The 21,871-nt window shown below is 34.7% G+C and carries 18 protein-coding genes and 1 pseudogene; 4 read left to right on the top strand and 15 right to left on the bottom strand.

What is annotated here, in order from left to right:
* Nucleotides 1–378: 378 nt before the first annotated feature.
* Nucleotides 379–1,584 (top strand): quaternary amine ABC transporter ATP-binding protein, encoded by a 1,206-nt coding sequence (locus tag NST49_RS10170; protein WP_023177582.1) that lies wholly within the window; start codon nt 379–381, stop codon nt 1,582–1,584.
* A pseudogene (locus tag NST49_RS10175) lies at nt 1,577–3,354 on the top strand (ABC transporter permease/substrate binding protein). The gene NST49_RS10170 and the pseudogene NST49_RS10175 overlap by 8 nt, the downstream one beginning before the upstream one ends.
* Nucleotides 3,355–3,474: 120 nt before the next feature.
* Here NST49_RS10175 and NST49_RS10180 read toward each other — a convergent pair.
* Genes NST49_RS10180 through NST49_RS10190 form a run of 3 tightly spaced genes read right to left on the bottom strand, consistent with a single transcriptional unit; the run spans nt 3,475 to nt 7,154 of the window.
* Complete coding sequence (locus NST49_RS10180; RefSeq protein WP_034536482.1) at nt 3,475–5,154, bottom strand: ribonuclease J; 1,680 nt, start codon at nt 5,152–5,154, stop codon at nt 3,475–3,477.
* 40 nt (nt 5,155–5,194) lie between these two features.
* Entirely contained in the window at nt 5,195–6,067 is an 873-nt protein-coding gene (dapA, locus tag NST49_RS10185; RefSeq protein ID WP_034536481.1) for a 4-hydroxy-tetrahydrodipicolinate synthase, read from the bottom strand.
* Between the two features lie 37 nt (nt 6,068–6,104).
* Nucleotides 6,105–7,154 carry an aspartate-semialdehyde dehydrogenase gene (locus NST49_RS10190; protein WP_034536480.1) on the bottom strand — a complete coding sequence of 350 codons (1,050 nt, stop codon included), beginning with the start codon at nt 7,152–7,154 and terminating at the stop codon, nt 6,105–6,107.
* A 198-nt stretch (nt 7,155–7,352) separates the two neighbouring features.
* On the opposite strand from NST49_RS10190, the gene NST49_RS10195 reads away from it, so the two are divergent.
* Nucleotides 7,353–8,102, top strand: a complete 750-nt coding sequence (locus tag NST49_RS10195) for an alpha/beta hydrolase (protein WP_034536479.1) — start codon at nt 7,353–7,355, stop codon at nt 8,100–8,102.
* A gap of 50 nt (nt 8,103–8,152) precedes the next feature.
* Here the strand turns inward: NST49_RS10195 and pnp are convergent, their stop codons facing one another.
* The 8 genes from pnp to NST49_RS10235 form a co-directional block, all read right to left on the bottom strand.
* Nucleotides 8,153–10,261, bottom strand: a complete 2,109-nt coding sequence (gene pnp / locus NST49_RS10200) for a polyribonucleotide nucleotidyltransferase (RefSeq protein WP_034536478.1) — start codon at nt 10,259–10,261, stop codon at nt 8,153–8,155.
* Nucleotides 10,262–10,461: 200 nt separating this feature from the next.
* Nucleotides 10,462–10,731: a 30S ribosomal protein S15 gene (gene rpsO, locus NST49_RS10205; RefSeq protein ID WP_013710576.1), complete on the bottom strand. Its 270-nt coding sequence runs from the start codon at nt 10,729–10,731 to the stop codon at nt 10,462–10,464.
* Between the two features lie 179 nt (nt 10,732–10,910).
* Entirely contained in the window at nt 10,911–12,908 is a 1,998-nt protein-coding gene (gene uvrB / locus NST49_RS10210) for an excinuclease ABC subunit UvrB (RefSeq protein ID WP_023177571.1), read from the bottom strand.
* Nucleotides 12,909–13,135: 227 nt separating this feature from the next.
* Nucleotides 13,136–13,390: a 30S ribosomal protein S20 gene (gene rpsT, locus NST49_RS10215; protein WP_023177570.1), complete on the bottom strand. Its 255-nt coding sequence runs from the start codon at nt 13,388–13,390 to the stop codon at nt 13,136–13,138.
* Nucleotides 13,391–13,527: 137 nt separating this feature from the next.
* Nucleotides 13,528–14,580, bottom strand: a complete 1,053-nt coding sequence (gene holA, locus NST49_RS10220; RefSeq protein ID WP_023177568.1) for a DNA polymerase III subunit delta — start codon at nt 14,578–14,580, stop codon at nt 13,528–13,530.
* Nucleotides 14,581–14,652: 72 nt separating this feature from the next.
* Complete coding sequence (locus tag NST49_RS10225; protein ID WP_341048414.1) at nt 14,653–17,001, bottom strand: DNA internalization-related competence protein ComEC/Rec2; 2,349 nt, start codon at nt 16,999–17,001, stop codon at nt 14,653–14,655.
* The gene (locus NST49_RS10230; protein ID WP_023177564.1) at nt 17,002–17,514 is read right to left on the bottom strand and encodes a ComE operon protein 2; all 513 of its coding nucleotides are present in this window, start codon (nt 17,512–17,514) and stop codon (nt 17,002–17,004) included. It lies immediately after the preceding gene.
* A 110-nt stretch (nt 17,515–17,624) separates the two neighbouring features.
* The gene (locus NST49_RS10235; RefSeq protein ID WP_023177562.1) at nt 17,625–18,329 is read right to left on the bottom strand and encodes a helix-hairpin-helix domain-containing protein; all 705 of its coding nucleotides are present in this window, start codon (nt 18,327–18,329) and stop codon (nt 17,625–17,627) included.
* 146 nt (nt 18,330–18,475) lie between these two features.
* On the opposite strand from NST49_RS10235, the gene NST49_RS10240 reads away from it, so the two are divergent.
* Nucleotides 18,476–19,222, top strand: coding sequence for a tryptophan-rich sensory protein (locus NST49_RS10240; RefSeq protein WP_034536475.1), 747 nt, complete (start codon nt 18,476–18,478; stop codon nt 19,220–19,222).
* 57 nt (nt 19,223–19,279) lie between these two features.
* Here NST49_RS10240 and NST49_RS10245 read toward each other — a convergent pair whose 3' ends face one another.
* From NST49_RS10245 to NST49_RS10260, 4 genes are all read right to left on the bottom strand, one after another.
* Complete coding sequence (locus tag NST49_RS10245) at nt 19,280–20,323, bottom strand: SepM family pheromone-processing serine protease (RefSeq protein WP_445662726.1); 1,044 nt, start codon at nt 20,321–20,323, stop codon at nt 19,280–19,282.
* 48 nt (nt 20,324–20,371) lie between these two features.
* Nucleotides 20,372–20,857 (bottom strand): pantetheine-phosphate adenylyltransferase, encoded by a 486-nt coding sequence (coaD, locus tag NST49_RS10250; RefSeq protein ID WP_187948638.1) that lies wholly within the window; start codon nt 20,855–20,857, stop codon nt 20,372–20,374.
* Nucleotides 20,850–21,440 (bottom strand): 16S rRNA (guanine(966)-N(2))-methyltransferase RsmD, encoded by a 591-nt coding sequence (gene rsmD / locus NST49_RS10255; RefSeq protein WP_341048419.1) that lies wholly within the window; start codon nt 21,438–21,440, stop codon nt 20,850–20,852. The genes coaD and rsmD overlap by 8 nt, the downstream gene beginning before the upstream one ends.
* A 91-nt stretch (nt 21,441–21,531) precedes the next feature.
* Nucleotides 21,532–21,843, bottom strand: coding sequence for a YlbG family protein (locus NST49_RS10260; protein ID WP_341048421.1), 312 nt, complete (start codon nt 21,841–21,843; stop codon nt 21,532–21,534).
* Nucleotides 21,844–21,871 lie beyond the last annotated feature (28 nt).

The following is a 21,871-nucleotide window of genomic DNA, read 5'->3' on the forward strand; positions in this document are numbered from 1 at the left end:
TATGTCAATTTTTATATCTTATTTTTTATCTTTTTTTACAAGAAACCTAAAAAGAAAACGCTTTTAAAAACTTTTTTTATTTTTTTTATTCCCCCTCTCAGGTCTGTCGTCAAGGTAAAACAACGGTATTAAAGCTTATTTTTGAAAATGGTTTTGTTTTTCATTTTTTTTTATTCATGTTACACTGATTATTGTGCTTCATTTTAAAAGTTTTTTTTTAATGAATAGATGTCGATTTTTCTTAAACATTTTTCAAAGAAATCAGCCATTTTACGAATGGTTTCTATAACAATTTATGTTTTGATTCTATCCTTATCAGATTGTACTTTATTCATTTTGATTCACTAGTTGACATTCATAAATAAAAAAAGGAAGGGGATGTTATTTTTGTCAAAAATAACTATTGAAAATGTTACAAAAGTTTTTGGTAAAAGAACAACACAAGCCTTAGAGTTGTTAAACCAACAAAAATCTAAGCAAGAAATCTTTAAAGAAACTGGGGCCACTGTAGGAGTAAACAACGTTAGCTTTACAGTTGAAGAAGGTGAAATTTTTGTCATCATGGGATTATCAGGTAGTGGAAAGTCTACTCTTGTCCGCATGTTTAATCGTTTAATCGATCCTACTAAAGGAAATATTTACATCGATGATAAAAATTTATCTACTATGGATAAAAAAGCCTTGCGCCAAGTCAGAAGAGAAAAATTAAGTATGGTTTTCCAAAACTTTGGTCTCTTCCCTCACCGTACGATTTTAGAAAACACTGAATATGGATTAGAAATTCAAGGTGTTGATAAAGCTGTGAGACAACAAAAAGCTCAAAAAGCTTTAGAAAACGCTGGATTAGGCGATTATAAAGATCAATATCCTAGTCAATTATCAGGTGGAATGCAACAACGAGTTGGTCTTGCACGTGCTTTAGCGAATGATCCTGAGATTTTATTAATGGATGAAGCTTTCTCTGCGTTAGATCCTTTAATTCGTCGTGAAATGCAAGATGAATTAATTGAACTTCAAGCAAATGTTAAAAAAACGATTATCTTTATTACGCATGATTTAAATGAAGCTTTAAGAATCGGCGACAAAATTGCTTTAATGAAAGATGGTTCCATTGTGCAAATTGGTTCTCCTGAAGAAATATTGACTCATCCTGCAAATGATTACGTGGAAAAATTCGTTGAAGATGTGGATCGCTCTAAAGTATTAACTGCTGAAAACATCATGCAACGTCCTGAAACATTAAATATTAAAAACCATGGTCCTCGTTTTGCATTAGAACAAATGCGCAGTGAAGGAATCTCTAGTATGTTAGTTGTAGATAGCCAACGCAATCTTTTAGGCTATATTACAGCTGAAGATGCTTCGGAAGCACGTAAGAAAAATATTCAAACAATTGAAAGTATCCTTAAAGTCGATATCCCAACTGTTACAAGAACAACTTCCATGAACGATATCTTCTCTGTTATTCATGATTCAACTACTCCGGTAGCAGTTGTGGATGAAGGAAAATTAGTAGGTATTATTGTCAGAGGTGCTGTAATAGCCGCTCTTGCAGGAGAAAGTGAGGTGCTGCAAAATGTTTAATTTATTAGATATTATTCCAGAATTACCTGTAGCTGATGCAATAGAAAGTTTCACAAGTTGGATAACAGATACTTTTGCATTTTTGTTTGACCCTATACAAAAATATTCTGAGATTGCTATGGAATTTGTAACAGATACTTTATTACTACTTCCACCCATTTTATTTATTTTGATTATTGCTGTGATCGCCTTTTTCTCTTCAAAAAAGAAATTTGGCTTAGCAACATTTTCAATCATTGGGCTTTGGTTCATCTATAATCAAGGACTTTGGGAAGAGTTAATGAGCACTTTAACACTAGTACTAGTTGCTAGTTTATTATCAATTGTTATTGGAGTTCCTTTTGGTATTTTAATGGCTAAAAGTAAAATAGCGAATACCATTATTGCTCCTATACTGGATTTTATGCAAACAATGCCGGCTTTTGTTTATTTAATACCCGCAGTTGCCTTCTTTGGGATCGGTATGGTTCCAGGAGTGTTTGCCTCATTGATTTTTGCAATTCCACCGACTGTTCGTTTTACAAATCTAGGAATCAGACAAGTCTCAGCTGAATTAGTTGAAGCATCAGAATCTTTTGGTAGCACTGGTGCTCAAAAGTTATTCAAAGTAGAACTTCCATTAGCTAAGTCAACAATCATGGCTGGTATCAACCAAACTGTTATGTTAGCTCTATCAATGGTCGTTATCGCTTCTATGATCGGTGCTCCTGGTCTTGGAAGAGAAGTTCTTTCTTCTCTGCAACGTGCACAAATCGGTACAGGTTTTGTATCTGGTTTAGGTTTAGTTGTTCTAGCGATTATCATTGATCGTTTAACACAAAAATTAAATAAAAAATAATTGAATGTTATTTTAAAAAAAAAAAAGGAGATGGATTAGTTATGAAAAAATTAAACTGGAAACATTTAGGCCTCACAGCAGGTTTAGGATTATCATTAGCTGCAGCAGGTTGTGCAACAGAAAAATCTTCAACAGAGGATACATCTGTTGGTAAAGGACAAGAAATTGAATTAGCTTATGTAGAATGGGATACTGAAGTCGCTTCTACTCACGTGATCGGTAAAGTTTTAGAAGATTTAGGTTATAATGTAAAATTAACACCTTTAGATAACGCTGTAATGTGGCAAGCCGTAGCAAGCGGTGACGCTGACGCTATGGTAGCTGCATGGCTGCCAGCCACTCATGGTTCTCAATTTGAAGAATATGGCGACCAAATGGTTAACCTTGGAACGAACTTAGAAGGCGCATTAGTTGGTTTAGTTGTTCCTGAATACATGGATGTAGATTCTATCGCAGACCTTACTGATGAAGCTGAAATGAGCATCACAGGTATCGAACCCGGTGCTGGTGTTGTTGCTGCAACTGAAACAGCCTTAGAAGATTACGATAATTTAAGTGATTGGGAACTTGAGACTTCTTCATCTGGTGCAATGACTGTTGAATTAGGTCAAGCTATTCAAAATGAAGAAGAAATTGTTATTACTGGTTGGTCTCCACACTGGATGTTCGCCACTTATGGCTTGAAATATCTTGAAGATCCTGAAGGTTCATTTGGTGAAGCAGAAACGATCAACACTATGGCTCGTGAAGGTTTAGAAGAAGATATGCCAGAAGCTTATCAAATATTAGATCAATTTAACTGGACAACAGAAGAAATGGAAAGCATTATGCTAGATATTTCTGAAGGAGAAGATCCTGAAGATGCAGCAGAAACATGGATTGAAGAAAATCCTGACCGCGTTGCTGAATGGACTGAAGGCGTAACAGAATAGTCTTATCTATCCCCTGTTAGAAAAAGAGCATTCACTTTTGTGAATGCTCTTTTTTGCTTATTTAAATTAAAAAAACTTTTACTAACTTCAATTAAGAAGTCAGTAAAAGCCCCTTTTAATTTAATTTTTGCGATTACGTGAACTAGTTTCCATAATAATTGGTAAAATTACTGGACGTCTACGTGTTTGTTCAAAAAGATGTTTGTTTAAAGCGTCTCTAATTTCTTGTTTTAAACGGCTCCATTCAAATTCTTTACGACTTAAATTTTCTTCTACTACTTTTCTGATAATCTCATTGCTTTGATTAATAAGATCTGTATTTTCTTTAACGTATACAAACCCTCTCGTCATAACTTCAGGTCCTGAGATGATTTTACTTTTTCTGCGATTAATAGTAACGACCGCTACAAAGATTCCATCTTCAGATAGCAATTTACGGTCGCGTAACACAATATTTCCAATATCGCCAATTCCAATACCATCTACCATTGTGTTTCCGGCTGTTACTTGTCCTGCTACATGCATACGTTCATTTTTGTATTCCATAATATCGCCTTTTCCAGGAATAAAAATATTCTTGTATGACATCCCAACTTCGTGTGCCAATTCTGCATGAGCAGAAAGCATTCGGTATTCTCCTTGAACAGGAATAAAGTAAGTAGGTTTAATCAAATTGATCATTAATTTTAAATCATTAGGAGTTGCATGTCCTGATGCTTTTAAATTATCTGAAATTTGTTTTACAGTTCCACCTGCACGGTAAATCAAGTTTTCTGCTTGAGCAACTGTTACTTCCATTGCTGTTGAAGGGCTGGTTACGATATAAACTAAATCGCCCTCTTTAATATTTACTTGAGTGTGTTTTCCTTTAGCCATACGCGTTAGAGTCTTAATTGGTTCACCAGTAACACCCGTTTCTAATACAACAATTTCTTTATCTTCGTATTTTTCGATCTCTGTTATTGGAACAATTAAATCCTCACTTGGCAATTGAAGTTTATTCAATTCCATAGCAATTCGAACAATTTCTTCAAGGTTGCTTCCTGTAATAAAAATCTTCTTATGAGATTTATGAGCAGCATCTAAGACTTGTTGGATACGCAGAATGTTGCTTGCAACACTAGCTACGATGATACGTCCTGTAGCATTTTGGAATGTATCCAATACTTCTTCTGCTACTTTCAAATCACTGATATTTTCTACTGGGCTTTCAGCTTCGCTAGAATCACTCAATAAAGCTAGTACTTTGTCTTTTCCAATGTCAGCAATACGTGACAAGTTACTTTGATACATTGGTTTTGCACTTTGGTCAAATTTGAAATCACCCGTATAAACGACGCTTCCTTCAGTTGTCTTAAGCGCTATCCCAACTGAATCAGGAATCGTATGATTCGTTCTAAAGAAACTAGCAATCACATCTCCAAATTCAATCTCAGTATTTTCATCTATAATATGATAATCATCAAATTTACTTACTTGACTATCTTTTTCAACAAATAATTTTGCTAAAGCTATTGTTAACTCCGTACCAAATACTGGAACGTCAAATTTTTGAAGGAAATAAGGCAATGCTCCTATTGCATCTTCATGACCATGTGTTAGAAATACTCCAGTTACACGATTTCTATTTTCTTCTAAATAACTAAAGTCAGGAATGACTACGTCGATTCCTAGTAATTCTGTTTCTGGAAACATCAATCCACAATCCAATACAAAGATGTCTTCATCAACTTCAACAGCATACATATTTTTTCCATTTTCTCGAACTCCACCTAGTGGAATAATTTTAATTGTGCTCATTTCTTCACCTCTTTTACTTTCAATTCATTATTTTTTGTATTTACCAATTTAATGTAGTTAAAATAAACTCTTCTTCTTCTTTTGTGCAAGCTACCAATGGCAATCTTACGCCTCCAACTTCAATGCCTAAATGATTTAACGCAAATTTCACTGGCGCAGGAGATGGTACTGTAAACAGACTATTCATTTTTGGCACTAACTGACGATGCAATTCTGCTGCTTCACTCATTTGAAGGGCTTCTAAGCAGTTGTACATTTTCACCATATCGTTTCCTAAAACATGGCTTGCTACTGAAATCACTCCAGTTGCTCCAATACATTTTGCAGGAAAAGCGTTGCCGTCTTCACCAGTATAGACTAAAAAGTCATCCGAAGTTTGCTCAATTTCTTCACTCACAGCGTCTAGACCTAAACATTCTTTGACTCCAATAATATTTTTAATAGCTGAGAGTTTTATCGTCGTCTTAGGATCAATAGAAACGCTCGTACGACCTGGAACATTATAGATAATAATGGGTAATGTTGTACTATTTGCTACAGCTTCAAAGTGAGCATATAGACCTGCTTGATTAGGCTTGCTGTAATAAGGAGCAACTACTAACGCTGCATCAATACCTGAAATGGCTTCAACCTCTTTTGTAAAAGCAATCGTTTCAGCAGTATTGAATGAACCTGTACCAGCAATAACGGGTACTCGACCTGCTACTAATTCGATTGTTTTTTGATACAACTCCAGCTTTTCATTATGGGTTAACGTAGGAGATTCTCCGGTTGTTCCTCCCACTACTAACCCTTCAGTGCCATTTTCAAGCAAATAGTTGATTAATTTTTCTAAACGTCCATAATCAACTGCTCCTTGATCGTCAAATGGAGTGGTCATAGCTGTTATAATGCGAGCTTTTTTTAAATCCATTTAAATCACCCTTTACTTTAAATTCATCTTACATTGATTAATCTTTTGCTTTTACTAATCCTAATTTATATAGACTTTCAGCAATTTGAACAGAATTCCAAGCTGCGCCTTTTAATAAATTATCTGAAACAACCCACATATGATAACCATTCTCTTGGTCACGATCTTTACGGATTCTTCCAACAAATGTTTCTTTTTTTCCAGCTGCATCTAACGGAGTTGGATAAATTTGGTTAGCAGGATCGTCTTGAAGTTCTACACCAGGTGCATTTCTTAAAAGGTCTTGAATAGAAGCCACGCTAGCTCCATCTTCTTTCACTTCAATATAAACAGATTCTGCATGTCCTGATACAACAGGAATACGGACACATGTTGCAGAAATTTTTATTTTATCGTTACTCATGATTTTTTTTGTTTCATTAATCATCTTTAATTCTTCAAATGTGTACCCATCTTCAGTAAATAAATCAATTTGCGGTAAAGCGTTAAAAGCAATTGGAAAATGCTTTTTGTCACCACCGGATGGCAAAATTGCTGCTTCAAAAGGTTCGTTATTCAACATGTTTTTTGCTTGGTCTTTCATCTCTTTTACAGCAGATACTCCTGCCCCACTTACTGCTTGGTAAGTTGAAACGATGATACGATCTAGTCCATATTGTTTACGAATTGGTTCAAGTGCCACCATCATTTGGATAGTTGAACAGTTCGGGTTAGCAATAATGCCTTTATGCGAACGAATCGCTTCCTCATTCACTTCAGGAACAACTAATGGTACTTCAGTATCCATACGGTAGGCGCTCGTGTTGTCGATAACAACTGCTCCGCGTTTTACTGCTTCCGGCGCAAATTGTTTTGAGATTGAGCCGCCAGCACTAAATAAAGCAATATCGACATTTTCAAAAGAATCAGCTGTTGTTTCTTGAATTTCGATTTCTTTTCCGTTAAATAAAGCTTTTTTTCCAGCTGATCTTTTAGAAGCTAATAGTTTCACCTCTTTAATAGGAAAAGCAGCTTGTTCCAACATTTGAATCATTTTTGTTCCTACAGCTCCAGTTGCTCCAACAACTGCAATAGTATATCCACTCATTTATTTATCTCTCCTAATACATTTCTTTTTATCTATTAACTACACGTACTCCCAATATACATTTTAGCACAATTTTAAAGGAAATTATACACATGTAGATTATTCGCTCTCTTTTGTTTTATTATTATAACGTAGCAAAGTAAAAGTATGATACACTTTTTACGTCTATTCCCTCAATCAAATATGAAAGGAGAGCATATGAAACGCAAATATAAAATTTTAATAATTGGTATCGTTCTTTTTGTTTTACTTATTCTAGGAGGTTTGTTTTTTTTACGCTCTATGACTTACCTGCCTTTAGACGAAGCTATTGAAGAGACTATGCCATCCAATCAGAATTATCAAGTCAAAGAAACCTCTGATGCCGTTATCTTTATGCCATTGAAGGAATCACATCCGACGTCAGTTATTTTTTATCAAGGAGGGTTGGTAGAGGAAAAAAGCTATAGTTCCCTCGCTGCTAAACTCGCTTCAAAAGGGTTTCCTGTATACCTTGTTAAGCATGCGTTAAATCTTGCTGTTACCGATACAAATAAAGCAGAAAAACTGATTGTTGATGAAAACATAACTGATTTCGTTATTGGAGGTCATTCTTTAGGAGGCGTCATGGCCAGCCGCTTTGCAAATGAAATAGATTCGGATCTGTTAAAAGGGGTCTTTTTACTAGCCAGCTACCCTGATGAAAAAGGTCGACTAGACACCTTACCTATTTCAGTTCTTTCACTTGTAGGTTCTAAGGATGGTGTACTTGACAACGAAGCCTACCAAGATGGAAAAACTTACTTGCCTGATTCTACATCCTATTACATTATCGAAGGCGGTAATCATGCTGGATTTGGAGATTATGGACATCAAGAAGGCGATAATGATGCTAGTATTTCTCATGAGGAACAACAAGAATTAACCGTTCAATTTTTAGTAGAATGGCTGAATAAGATTGAAGAATAATCATAAAAAAAGAGCCCAATTAAAAATTGGACTCTTTTTTCTATTCATGTTTATTTTTCTTCAGTTTTCAATAATACTTTACGAGAAAGGTTGATTCTTCCTTGTTTATCGATTTCGATAACTTTAACGTCCATTACTTCGCCTAAAGTCAAAACATCTTCAACTTTCGCAACACGTTCGTTTGCTAATTCAGAAATATGAACTAATCCATCTTTTCCTTTAGCAATTTCAACAAAAGCTCCGAATTTTTCAATTCGTTTTACTTTTCCTGAATAAACTTTACCAACTTCGATATCTTTTGTTAATTCTTCAATAATTTCTTTAGCACGTTTGATCATAGCCGCGTCTTCAGATGCAATACTGATATTTCCTTCTTGATCGATATCAATTTTAACGCCGGTTTCATCAATAATAGCATTGATTTGGTCACCACCGCGGCCAATAACAACTTTGATTTTTTCCGGTTTGATTTGCATCATTTCAATTTTAGGAGCATATGCGCTTAATTCTTCATGTGGCTCAGCAATTGTAGAAATCAATTCATCAAGAATTTCCATTCTTGCTTTTTTAGCTTGAGTTAAGGCTTCTTCTAAAATTTGTTGCGTAATTCCTTCAATTTTAATATCCATTTGAAGAGCAGTGATTCCTTTGCTTGTACCAGCTACTTTAAAGTCCATATCGCCCAAGTGATCTTCTAATCCTTGAATATCCGTTAAGACAGTATAGTTTTCGCCTTCTTTAACAAGTCCCATTGCGATCCCAGCTACTGGAGCTTTGATTGGCACGCCGGCATCCATTAAAGCTAATGTACCCGCACAGATACTTGCTTGTGATGAGGAACCATTTGATTCAAGAACTTCAGCCACTAAACGAATCATGTATGGGAAATCTTCTTCACTTGGAATCACTTGTGCTAAAGCACGTTCACCTAATGCTCCGTGTCCGATTTCTCGACGACCTGGTCCACGTGATGGGCCAGTGCTTCCAACAGAGTATTGTGGGAAGTTATAGTGATGAATGAATCGTTTGCTGTTCTCAACACCTAATCCATCAATAATTTGATGTTCGCCTAATGGTGCTAAAGTAGCTACAGACAAAGCTTGCGTTTGCCCACGAGTGAACAAACCAGAACCATGTGCTCTTGGTAAAAGTCCGATTTCTGAAGCTAAAGAACGAATTTCATCAATTTTACGACCATCTGGTCTGATTTTATCGACTGTAATTAAACGACGTACTTCATTTTTTTCCATATCTTCAACAATTTGTTTTACTTCTTTATTGATACGGTTAGATTCATCATGTTCTTTATATTTTTCTTCGTAAAAAGCAATTGCGTCTTCTTTAACTGCTTCAATATTTTCTTCACGAGCTAATTTTTCTTCTGTTTGAATGGCAGCAATCATTTTACTTTGGAAAGCATCATTCACTTCTTTTTCTAAATCTGCATCGATTTGTAATAATTGAATAGTCATTTTTTCTTTGCCGACAGCCGCAACGATTTCTTCTTGGAAAGCAACTAATTCTTGAATAGCTCTATGTCCAAACATTAAAGCGCCTAGCATATCTTCTTCTGAAACTTCTTCGGCTCCACTTTCAACCATGTTGATAGCTTCTTTTGTACCAGCAACTGTTAAGTGTATATCTGATAAAGCTTCTTGTTCAACTGTTGGGTTAATGATGTATTCTCCATCAATGCGTCCAACGTCTACTCCAGCAATTGGTCCATTAAATGGAATATCTGAAATTGCTAGTGATAAAGAAGAACCAAACATAGCTGAGAAAGATGGTGAACAGTCTTGTTCTACAGACATAACTGTATTTGTGATTTGAACTTCATTACGAAATCCTTCAGCAAACATTGGACGAATCGGACGGTCGATTAATCGAGCTGTTAGCGTCGCTGTTTCACTTGGACGCGCTTCTCTTTTAATAAAACCACCTGGGATTTTCCCAACTGAATACATTTTTTCATCATAATTTACAGTTAACGGGAAGAAATCTACATCCTTAGCTTTTTTACTAGCCACAGCTGCTGTTAATACTGCAGTATCATTATAACGAATCAAAACGGCTCCATTAGCTTGTTTTGCTAATTGTCCAACTTCAACTGTTAATGTACGTCCTGCCCATTCTTTAGTGAAAACTTGCTTCTCTGTCATTGTGTGCATTTCTCCTTTTTCTTAAAGCTTTTATTCGTTACTTCCAAACAGACTACTAAACAAATGTCAACATTTCACTTTCATTCAAATGCTCACATTTGTATAGTAGGATGGATAACAAAATAAAACAGCTTTTTTCTTTTACATACAAAATGAAGCGAGATTCCTTAGAACCTCGCTTCTAAATAGACTACGAAAAATTAACGACGTAGGCCTAATCTTTGAATCAATTCACGGTAACGAGTAATATCTTTGTTGCGTAAGTACGCAAGCAAGTTACGACGGTGACCAATTTTTTTCATAAGTCCACGGTAAGAATGGTGGTCTTTTTTGTGAACACGTGCATGTTCATTTAAGTGGTTGATCTCAGCTGTTAATACAGCAACTTGTACTTCGGGAGAACCTGTATCTCCTTCGTGGATTGCGTATTCTTTGATGATTTCATTTTTACGTTCTTTAGAAATTGACATTTCTAAGCACCTCATTTCTCAATTTTTCCTCTTACTGAGTAGACGTTGGTGATTCGTTTTACCAAGTAAAAGGTATGTGTTTAGTACACATTTAAATTCTACTAGAATAAATGACAAAATGCAAGTTTTTTAATTAACATTCTTCATTTAACTAGTCCTTTACTTTCTCCTATAATTCATCATTTTTTTAATTTATATTGAGCTGTTATTTCTAATATCAAATCTCTTAAGTTAGCCGCTTTTTCAAAATTCAATTCTTTTGCTGCAACTCTCATTTCTACTTCCATGCCATCAATTAATTCTAAACGCTGCTCTCTAGTCATCTTAGCAATATTCTCTAATCCAGATGCTCCCTCTTCATCTCCTTCTACTACTGAAGTAATAGAAATCAAGTCACGAATGTCTTTAATAATCGTTTTAGGAGTAATACCATGTTCTTCATTGTACTCTTGTTGCGTTGCACGACGCCTTTCTGTTTCTGTTATGGCGGCATTCATAGAATCCGTTATTCGATCAGCGTACATGATCACTTTCCCATTTTCATTACGTGCAGCGCGACCAATAGTCTGTACAAGTGAACGTTCACTTCTTAAGAAACCTTCTTTGTCAGCATCTAAGATAATAACTAAAGATACTTCTGGTACATCAATACCTTCACGTAGCAAGTTGATCCCGATCAGTACATCGTACACACCTAAACGCAAGTCTCGAAGAATTTCTGTTCGTTCAAGTGTTTTGATCTCACTATGCAAATAGGCAACTTTAATGCCTACTTCTTTCAAGTAATCTGTTAAATCTTCTGACATTTTTTTAGTCAATGTAGTAATAAATACACGCTCATTTTTTTCAGTGCGTTCATTTATTTCACCAATTAAATCATCAATTTGTCCTTTGATTGGACGTACTTCTATAATAGGATCTAGTAATCCTGTAGGACGGATAATTTGTTCAATAACCTCTGGAGCTCGCTCCAATTCATATGGTCCAGGTGTAGCTGAAATATACATAATTTGATTCACATGTTTCTCAAATTCTTCCAAGCGTAGCGGGCGATTGTCTAAAGCACTTGGTAATCTGAAACCATATTCAATCAATTGTTCTTTTCTAGCTCTGTCACCGTTATACATTCCTCTAATTTGAGACATTGTAATATGCGACTCATCAATTACGATCAAAAAATCATCTGGAAAGAAGTCAATCAATGTATAAGGTGCTTCTCCAGGTTTACGCCCATCCATATGCCGAGAATAGTTTTCAATTCCAGAGCAATAACCCATTTCCAATAACATTTCTAAATCGTAGTTCGTGCGTTGTTCTAAACGTTGAGCTTCAATCAATTTGTTTTCAGCACGTAAAACTTTTAGGCGTTGTTCTAACTCTTCTTGAATATTTTGAACAGCAGACCTTGTTTGTTCATCATTTGCAACAAAGTGAGTTGCTGGAAAAATCGGAACATGTTGAACATCTGCTTTAACTTCACCTGTTAAAACATCTACTTCTCTGATACGATCGATTTCATCTCCAAAGAACTCTACACGGATAGCTTCACTGTCACGCGATGCTAAAAATATTTCAACTACATCTCCTCTAACACGAAAACGTCCACGTTGAAAATCGATATCATTTCGTTCGAATTGCATATCGACTAAACGACGCAACATTTCGTCACGGTTTATTTCAGCCCCTACACGTAGAGAGAGGACATGATCTCGATAATCTTCGGGGTTAACCAGCCCATAAATACACGAAACGGAAGCTACTACAATCACATCTCGTCGTTCTAATAAAGAACTAGTTGCAGAGTGGCGTAGTTTATCGATTTCATCATTAACGCTCGACTCTTTTTCAATAAATGTGTCACTTGAAGGAACGTAAGCTTCTGGTTGGTAATAATCATAATAACTAACAAAATATTCAACTGCATTATTAGGAAAGAATTCCTTAAACTCCCCATACAGCTGACCAGCTAAAGTTTTGTTGTGTGCAATGACCAAAGTAGGTTTATTTACTTCTTTGATAACATTTGATACCGTGAATGTTTTCCCGGTTCCTGTGGCACCTAGTAAAGTTTGTTCTTTTTTGCCTGTTTCTATACCTTCAATTAATTTTTTTATCGCAGCAGGCTGATCACCGCCTGGTTGGTACTTAGAAACCAATTCAAATTGATCCTTTGGCATTCACTTACCTCCTCACACTTCTAAAAACAAGATTAAATACTATTTAATAGACATACTGCATACTAATCCTATTTTATTATTCTAGCACGGAACGTGTGTTCTTACAACTAATTCGATATGTTTCCGATAGGATTTGACGATTTCTATTTGTTGAAAACAAAAAAAAGCTATAAGTCCTGATTACTCGAGACTTACAGCTTTTTTAAAAATTTTATAACAATGACCTCTTATTTAGCTAATTTAGCAGTTAAACGAGATTTATCACGGTTAGCTTTATTTTTATGAATCAATCCTTTAGATGCAGCCATGTCAATTGATTTGATTGCTTCTTTAAGTAATGGTTCAGCGTTTTCGTTACCTGCTTCAACAGCTTGAACGTATTTTTTAATAGCAGTACGCATTGAACTTTTTTGAACGTTGTTTTGTGCAGCTGATTTCTCAGAAGTACGAACACGTTTGATTGCAGCTTCGATGTTTGGCATTTGATTCACCCCACTTTCAATTATTTACAACATAAAATAGTCTATTCTAGTTGTTTCAACAAATTCAATTATACATAAAGACAAGCTTCAATGCAATAAAAATGTGTAAAGTTTTTTTACTTGATAGCTAGATTCATTTAAATCCTTGTACCTGTCTTCTTTAGAGAGTTTTTTTGTGCATATTGGAGAACAAATAATTCAAATTGCATCTCTTTATCGCCTTGTCCTGTTTTTAAACGGTATTCTGCATCAATCAATCCATTATAAGCTTCTATAAGTGAAGCTTCCTTAATTTTTCTCATCTGTTGGATGGCTAACTTAACACGGTAAGGATGCGTTTTTATTTGTTTCGCAATATCTCCTTGTTGATAGCCTTTTTTTTCTAAAATTTTGACTTGGATAAGCAAGCGGAATTGAGAAGTCATAATCGCATTTATTTTAATTGGATCCTCTTTTTGCAATAAAAGGTCTTGATATAAATTAAGGGCTTGTCCGACATCTTTTTTCAAAACATATTCATTTAAGGCAAATATATTTTGTTCTAACGATTTAGCTACGAGTTCTTGAACGGCTTCTTTTGTAATATACTTAGTATCTTGAGCATAAAGAAAAAGTTTAGGCAGCTCTCCCATTGCTACAGATAGTCTAGCGTCTGTTAATTGAATAAATAATTCAAATGCTTCTGGAGAATAGCGATACCCTTCATTCTCTATTGTATCTTTTACGTACTTTCGCATATCTTTTTCCACTAGCGCATTTACTTCAATAACTGTTGCTGTCTTTTTTAGTAATTTCGTTATCTTTTTGCGTTCATCTAATTTTTCATAGGGAGCAAAAAATACAAGTGTCGTTGATTCAGATGGATGACTTAAATAACTTTCTAACCATTTCAAGTCATGTTCCAACTTTGATTTTATTTTTTCACCTGTTAAAAAAATGGGTCTATCGACAAAAACGACTCGACGGTCTCCAAAAAACGGAATCGATTCTGCATCTTCTAAAGCCGTTCCAATAGTAACCTCTTCCATATCGTACGCACCAAAATTGAGTTCCAATTCTTCTGCAGTCAATAGTGAATCTGTTAGTGTCTTTCTAGCCACACTTGCCAAATAGGACTCAGTTCCTAACACAACATAAACTTGGGCAATCGGACCATTTTTTATTTTAGTTATCTCAGATACAAAATTCACTTTGTTCCACCACTTTCTTATATTGTCTTTATGGTACAAAGCATTAATTGATTTTGCAAGGCTATTCCTGAATTATTTTAAAATCGTTTGAAAATCCATCCCTTTAATTTCATTCCATTGAGTAATATACCGGTATCTAAAACTACCTTGCAGATCTGTGCGGTAGACCAGAGCATTTACATCTTCTAATCGGTTTAACACTTCATCCTTAGGGTGACCATAACGGTTATTTAAACCACAAGATATTATTGCTGCCTTAGGATTGATTCCTTCAATAAAAGATTGACTGGTTGAAGTTTGGCTTCCGTGATGAGCGACCTTTAAGATATCTACTCTTAGATTAGGATAAAGAGCGGTTAACTCTAATTCACCTTCTTCTTCAATATCGCCTGTAAATAGCCAATAATACTCTCCAATTTTTCCATATAACACTAGAGAATCATTGTTACCGCCTATTCCATTTTTTACAGGCCATAAAACAGCTAACGACGGACCAACTAATTGTTTCTGATTTGTTTCAGCCGTAACTGCTGTTAACCTCACTCCCTTTTTTTCTAATGCAGTGATTACATCATAAAATTGTTGTTTTTTTGGTGCACTTTTTGGAAAAACAAGCTCCTTAATTTTGATACTCTGAGCCATTTCCATTAAAGCACCCATGTGGTCTTCATCTGAGTGAGTAATAAAAACTTGATCCAGTGTTGCTACACCTAAAGATTTAATAACCGGAACTAAAACGCGGCTGGCAACAGTCGATTGTTTTTTTCTTATCTGCCAATCTTCTTTTTCAAAAGTTATTGACCCTCCCGTATCTATTAAATAAACACCTTTTCCATAGGGTTCTTTAATTAAAATAGCATCTCCTTGCCCTACATCTAGTACAATCACTTCTCCATAAGGGTTGTAGGTTTGATAACGAATGAACACACTAAGAATGAGCATAAATAAGATAATTGATCGTTTTCGTTTCTGCTTTTTTTCTAAAGAAATAAGCAAAATGATCAAAGCAGAAACAGTTAAGACAACTAAAATAAGAGGTACTTTGCCTGTAACAATCGTACCATATGGAAAAAGCGCTATTTTTAAAACGATCCATTCCATTAATTCTACTATCCATTCTGTTAAATGGATAAAAAAATCAAAAACTATTGTTCCAGTAAAAATAAACGAACTGAAGAACAATAAAATGATCATAGGCATAACAATCCACGCAAATAAAGGAACAAAGATTATATTAGCAAATATCCCTACCCATGAAAATTCAAAAAAATGGATACTAAGAATAGGAACAGAAATCAACGTTAAAACAAATGAAATAACTAAACTATTTACACTGTTAAACTTTGATTGATTAAATAACGTGTTCGAAAATAAAATCAACGCTAAACTAAGAAGATAACTTAATTGAAACCCTACAGAAAAAATTTGATAAGGATCAACCCAAAGACCAATAATCAACGTCCAAGACCATGTGTCCATCCCAGAAATAGGTCGTTCAAGGCGTGAACCCGTTTGACTAATCAAACTCATTGAAATAGCTCTAAAAATACTAGTTCCCCAACCTGTCAAACTCCCATATATCAGGAGTAAAAACAATAAAATCAGATAGGTACGTTCTCGTGAGATACCAATTCTCCAGAGACTATATGTTAATCCTGTAATTAAAAATTGAATGTGCAGTCCGGAAATACTTAACAAATGAATGATGCCAATTTCTTTGTAGCCATTCATCACTTGGTTCTCAATAGAACTAGTATCTGCAAACAACAGTGTTTTTATGTAACTTGAAACGGTTGGCGTTGTATGATTATCAATATGAGATAAAAGGATTTGTCTTATATTTTTAATGTTTAATTTTTCAAAAAATGTTTGGTGGTAGTTATTTGTATAAGGAGTGATTGTTTCAGCTTCTAATATCCAAAACAGGTTATTCCGGTATAAGTACTGCTGATAATTAAATTGATTTAAGTTTCTATTCTGTTCTGGCTCAGTTAATAAACCGGAGACAATAAACTTCTCTACTGTTCGTTGCTTCTGCCAGAGCAGCTTCTCTTCTTCATCAGATAAACGATAAAAAACAACGACTTTTTCAGAAACTTTTTTATTTTCACCAACTTCTGTAACTGTTCCATAGAACTGAACTTGATCTCCATCGATTTTAAGATCATTGGGGTCTAATGTAATCAAAAATAGTTGTTCTTCTGCAGAAAGTTCTGTATGTCTACTGCTCTTTTCGATACTTACAATCAGAAGGGTGAGACTAACCAGTAAACAAGAGTAAATGATCAGTTTTTTTCTACGAGTAACAAGTAATCGAGCCACCCAAATGATGAGTAAAAGAATACTCAACCAATGAGCAGACAGAACAACGATCGTACATAATAAACACAAAATGGCAGAAAAAAGGACATATCCTTTCAACTATTGAATAGCGGTATGTCCATCACTATGGCTTAAACTAGTTTCTTTATTGGATGAGAAATCTAGTTGTTGAAAAAAATCTTTTGGAAGGGCCACTTTTTGGCATTGAACGTGGGCTTGTTCAATTAACTTTAATGCATAAGGATTATTATGGTAATCTTCTAAATAATTTATTTTAGTAATACCTGCTTGAATAATCATTTTTGTACACTGCAAACAAGGGAAATGCGTGACATATATTTCAGCGCCTTCAGTTTGAGCACCAAATTTTGAACATTGAAGTATAGCGTTCATTTCAGCATGAATCGTGCGTAAGCAGTGTCCGTCAACTACATAACAGCCTTCATCTATGCAATGCACATCTCCATTTACAGATCCATTATAGCCTCCTGCAATGATTCTCTTTTCTCTTACAATAGTTGCACCAACCGTTAATCGAGTACATGTACTTCTTAAAGACAGCAATAAGCTTTGAGACATAAAATATTGATCCCATGGTATACGTTCTGGCATGCCAATCCTCCTCCAATCGATTTCGTTTAAATACTGATTTCATTCATGTTTTCTCAAGTATACAAAAGGCTGTTACGACTTTCAATACTTCTTTTTCTCATTTACTTTCTTTACTCATTGCCCACTGTAATGCTCGATTGTATAGCCTCAAAAGTCTTTTCACCAATGCCGGACACATTTTTCAATTCTTCAATTTTTTGAAAAGAGCCATTATCCTGTCTATAAGTAACGATTTGTTCTGCTTTTTTCTCTCCTATTCCAGATAACTGTTGCAACTCACTAGCATCTGCAAGATTGATATTCACTTTTGTTGATGCGTTGGGTTCGCTACTTCCCTCAGGTACTGTAATAACATTCTCTTCCATCGAAGCAACCTGTGTTTCTTGATCCGTTTGAAGGGTTTCAGAGTCTCCTAATTTTGGAATAAATATGACCATTTGATCCGCTAATTTTAAAGATAGATTTACTGGTGTTTGGTCAGCCTCCTCACTAAACCCGCCAGCTAAATCGACAGCATCAATCAATCGCATGTCACTGGTTACTTCATACACACCTGGAAGGTATACCGCTCCTTTAACATCTACATAGATTTTTTCTACCGAACTTTCAGACACGTGATCTACTGATTCTAGTTCTACGGATGATTTCCTATCATTTTGCAAGTAACTCATTGTCATTGACTGTTCTTCTACAGAGTTCGAATTTTTAAATAGAAGAAAACTTATTCCCAATACGCTTATTATTAAACAACAGAAAACACCTATTTCGATAGCTAAACGGTATTTTATCAACCATTCTTTTCCTGTTTTTAACATCTCCTTACACTCCTTTTCGAGTCCTTCTAACAAGTAATATACGTTAAAACTCATCTTTTCAGTTTAAATAAGCGCTTTAATTTATTTCTTTTCAAGTTTGTAGTATGGTTAAGTTGATTAAAAAAGTTCATATTAGGAGTGATAAAATGAATAAAGGTAAACTGATTGTATTATATGTAGCCTATTTAATAATGGTTGCTACAAATGCTTTAGCAAATATTCTTCCAATAAATGGCTATCAAACGGGAGAAATTTCAGATATGCATGATGTATTTTTTACTCCTGCTGGTTTCATTTTTAGTATTTGGGGAGTGATCTACTTCGCATTGTTAGTGTGGCTGCTAAGTTTTAGTTTCAAAAAGCAAAACTTGAGTCATTCACAACTTTTGGGCTTCTTATTGACTTGTTTGTTTAATGCAAGTTGGATTTTGGTTTGGCATTTCCTTTTAGACGGAGTTGCTCTTATTGTTATTTTCTTATTGCTTCTTTCGCTTATCTTTTTATATCAAGCACAAAAGAAATCTCACTCTTCCAAGCTTTACTTGGTTCCTATTTCACTTTACTTAGGATGGATCATTGTTGCGACAATCACTAATTTCAGCTATTGGTTAGTTGCCAGTATAGGAATTGATGCAAGCCTTCAAAACTTGTTGACGTATGTATTATTAGCCTTAACAACACTTGTAGGATTAGGTATTGTTTTTTATTTAAAAGACTTAGTTATTCCGTTAGTCTTTGTCTGGGCCATGTTTGGTATTTTCACAAAAAACTTGCCTGATCATCGTATGATGGCTATTTTTACAATCGTTTTAGCTATTGTACTTGTCATTGGGAGCTTGGTTTCGTTATTCACTAGCAAAAGAACAAATCAAAAAAATCCTTATCATTTCTAAAATAAGAAATACAAAAAAGAAGTCAGCGCTAAACTGACTTCTTTTTTGTATATAAAATTATAAGCCTTCTAAATAATCAATTGCATCTTGGAAGTTTTTTACTGGAATAATTTTCATTTCAGTATCGATTTCTTTTGCTGCTTCAAGCGCTTCTTGATAATTCGTCATCATTTCAGGATAATTAGCTTTTATCACTGGATCGATCGTATCATCTGGCGCAAAAAAGATCGTGGCACCTTCTTCACTAGCTGCTACAACTTTTTTATCGATCCCTCCAATTCGACCTATTGTTCCATCTGATTCAATTGTTCCTGTTCCCGCGATTTCATTTCCATCACGCAAATTTTTACCAGTCAATTGCGTATAAATTTGCAAAGCAAACATAAAACCTGCAGAAGGTCCACCAATTTCTCCAGCATTTATAGCTACAGGAATTTCTGTTTCAATGGAAGTATTGTCGACTAAAGAAATTCCTAAACCAGCTTGTTTCGTTTCTTTCATATCCATTAGGTTTCCGGATGCCGTTTGTTTTTCACCATTATGCTCATACGTTACTTCTATTGATTGACCAACCTCTTGTTGTTGAACATACTCAATAAATTCTTCTGAACTCTCAAAATTCTGTCCATCAAGCGAAAGTATGGTATCACCAACTGTTAATTTCCCTTCAAAACTGGATCCTTCTAAAATAGACATGATATAGATTCCATTATAGGTCAATTGATACTGCTCACCAGCTGTTTTATATGCCAACTCAATAGCTGAATTGATGGAACTTGTCATGTAGTAGTTCTGTAGATTCGTATACTCTTCATCAGAGGTATTTGTACCAAATAGTTCTTCTTTTGTAACTCCCTCATGAAAAGGCAAGTATTTCATAAAGTAAGTAAGGGGTGTAGCTTTTCGAATAGCAACTGTGGTCAACATATAATGACCTTTTTCTTGATCATCTTTTTGATTTACTTTTACCAATTCATTTAACTGTACAGCTGAACCCGGACCTTCTATATAATAAGGAATAGGCATAAAGATTCCAAAAAGAACAATCAATACTAGCAGAACAAGTAGACTCTTATGTCTCTTTTTTTTCATATCGTTCATCTTAATCATCCTTTATATACATAAATTGATTATTCAACTACTATTCGATTATTTTTGGTACTTCAACTTAATGGCTTCATTTACAACTTCTGGAACCAATGTGGAAACGTCACCGCCAAACATAGCCACTTCCTTAATTAAGCTAGAACTTAAAAATCGATACTTCTCATTTGACATTAAAAAGATCGTTTCAATGTCTTTATGTTGAATCTTATTCATAGTAGCAATAGTAGATTCATACTCAAAATCAGCATTATTTCGTAATCCTCTTAATAAAGTAACGGCTCCAATTTCTTTTGCCAATTCCACTGTTAGTCCCCCACTGTGTTCAGTCACACTGACATTTTCTAAATAATTTACAGCACTTTTTATAAAGGTTATTTTTTCTTCTAACGTGAACAAAGCATTTTTAGAGGTATTAGTAGCAACTGCTATAACTACCTGATCAAATAATTTAGCAGCTCTTTCTACTGTGTCTAAATGTCCATTAGTAAAGGGATCAAAACTTCCAGGAAATAACGCTATTTTATTCATTTGTCTCCTCCTGATCATTAATGTATTCATACATAACGATTTGAGTTGATCCATAAAGTTCTTTTCTAAACGATATTGCCGCCCCAATAGTTTCTTTTAAATGTGTATGTTTATCCAATTCACAAATAATAATAGCTTTATTATTCAACAAATCAGAAGCGATTATTTTTTCGATTTGTTTTTCAATTTCTTGTTTTGCATAGGGTGGATCTAAAAATAATAAATCGAATTTTTTCTTTCCTTTTAATAAATCTAAAGAACGATTAGCATCGTTTCGGTAAACTTCAAATTTTTCTGGTTCTTTTGTTACAGCAATATTTTCTTTTATTGTTTTGAGAGCTAAAGGATCTCGATCAATTAAAACCGCCTTATCCATACCACGAGAAATAGCCTCAATAGACAATCCTCCACTACCAGCAAATAAATCCAAACAATTTCCCCCATCAAAATAAGGACCTATGATATTGAAAATAGATTCTTTTACTTTATCTGTTGTAGGTCTTGTATTACTTCCGGGAACAGCTTTTAATTTTCTGCCTCCATATTCTCCAGTAATGATTCGCATAAAACTACTTCCTTTCAATCTTCAATTTCGCTTATCTATGCAGCAACAGTTTTGTAATATAAAATGCTAAACAAGCCGAGAAATGAATCGACTTATTTAGCATGAAAAATTAAAAACTAGGTTCACCAGCGATAGTATCTTCACTTATTTCTTTATTGCCATGGGTATCTTCTTTACCAAAAACATCTTTAAAGTCTAAATTAATAAATGGTCGATACGACAGTTCTACTTTTCTTACGAAATGCAATTCACTTAATTTCTTTTGTGTTGCTTCTACATCAGATTGATTGATATACATCACTACATACTTCATTCGTCTAGAAGCATAATGAATCAAACCAAAACGCTTAAGTGTTTTAAAATGCCTTAAACTGTATACCCACACGATGATTCCTTGTCTTTCATTTGTGGTTAATTCCATATCTTCCCTCCTTGTTTACCCTAATTAA

The organism is Carnobacterium sp. FSL W8-0810 (assembly GCF_038007125.1).
In the GTDB taxonomy this organism is placed as follows: Bacteria; Bacillota; Bacilli; order Lactobacillales; family Carnobacteriaceae; genus Carnobacterium_B; species Carnobacterium_B inhibens.

Bases quoted from the DNA above. Each gene is read 5' to 3' on its own strand.
- NST49_RS10235 (WP_023177562.1), bottom strand. From the start codon at position 18,329: ATGTTAAAAACAGGAAAAGAATGGTTGATAAAATACCGTTTAGCTATC.
- NST49_RS10260 (WP_341048421.1), bottom strand. From the start codon at position 21,843: ATGGAATTAACCACAAATGAAAGACAAGGAATCATCGTGTGGGTATAC.
- NST49_RS10190 (WP_034536480.1), bottom strand. From the start codon at position 7,154: ATGAGTGGATATACTATTGCAGTTGTTGGAGCAACTGGAGCTGTAGGA.
- NST49_RS10170 (WP_023177582.1), top strand. From the start codon at position 379: ATGTTATTTTTGTCAAAAATAACTATTGAAAATGTTACAAAAGTTTTT.
- dapA (WP_034536481.1), bottom strand. From the start codon at position 6,067: ATGGATTTAAAAAAAGCTCGCATTATAACAGCTATGACCACTCCATTT.
- NST49_RS10195 (WP_034536479.1), top strand. From the start codon at position 7,353: ATGAAACGCAAATATAAAATTTTAATAATTGGTATCGTTCTTTTTGTT.
- NST49_RS10240 (WP_034536475.1), top strand. From the start codon at position 18,476: ATGAATAAAGGTAAACTGATTGTATTATATGTAGCCTATTTAATAATG.
- NST49_RS10245 (WP_445662726.1), bottom strand. From the start codon at position 20,323: ATGAACGATATGAAAAAAAAGAGACATAAGAGTCTACTTGTTCTGCTA.
- coaD (WP_187948638.1), bottom strand. From the start codon at position 20,857: ATGAATAAAATAGCGTTATTTCCTGGAAGTTTTGATCCCTTTACTAAT.
- NST49_RS10180 (WP_034536482.1), bottom strand. From the start codon at position 5,154: ATGAGCACAATTAAAATTATTCCACTAGGTGGAGTTCGAGAAAATGGA.
- rpsO (WP_013710576.1), bottom strand. From the start codon at position 10,731: ATGTCAATTTCTAAAGAACGTAAAAATGAAATCATCAAAGAATACGCA.
- NST49_RS10230 (WP_023177564.1), bottom strand. From the start codon at position 17,514: ATGCCAGAACGTATACCATGGGATCAATATTTTATGTCTCAAAGCTTA.
- uvrB (WP_023177571.1), bottom strand. From the start codon at position 12,908: ATGCCAAAGGATCAATTTGAATTGGTTTCTAAGTACCAACCAGGCGGT.
- pnp (WP_034536478.1), bottom strand. From the start codon at position 10,261: ATGACAGAGAAGCAAGTTTTCACTAAAGAATGGGCAGGACGTACATTA.
- rpsT (WP_023177570.1), bottom strand. From the start codon at position 13,390: ATGCCAAACATCGAAGCTGCAATCAAACGTGTTCGTACTTCTGAGAAA.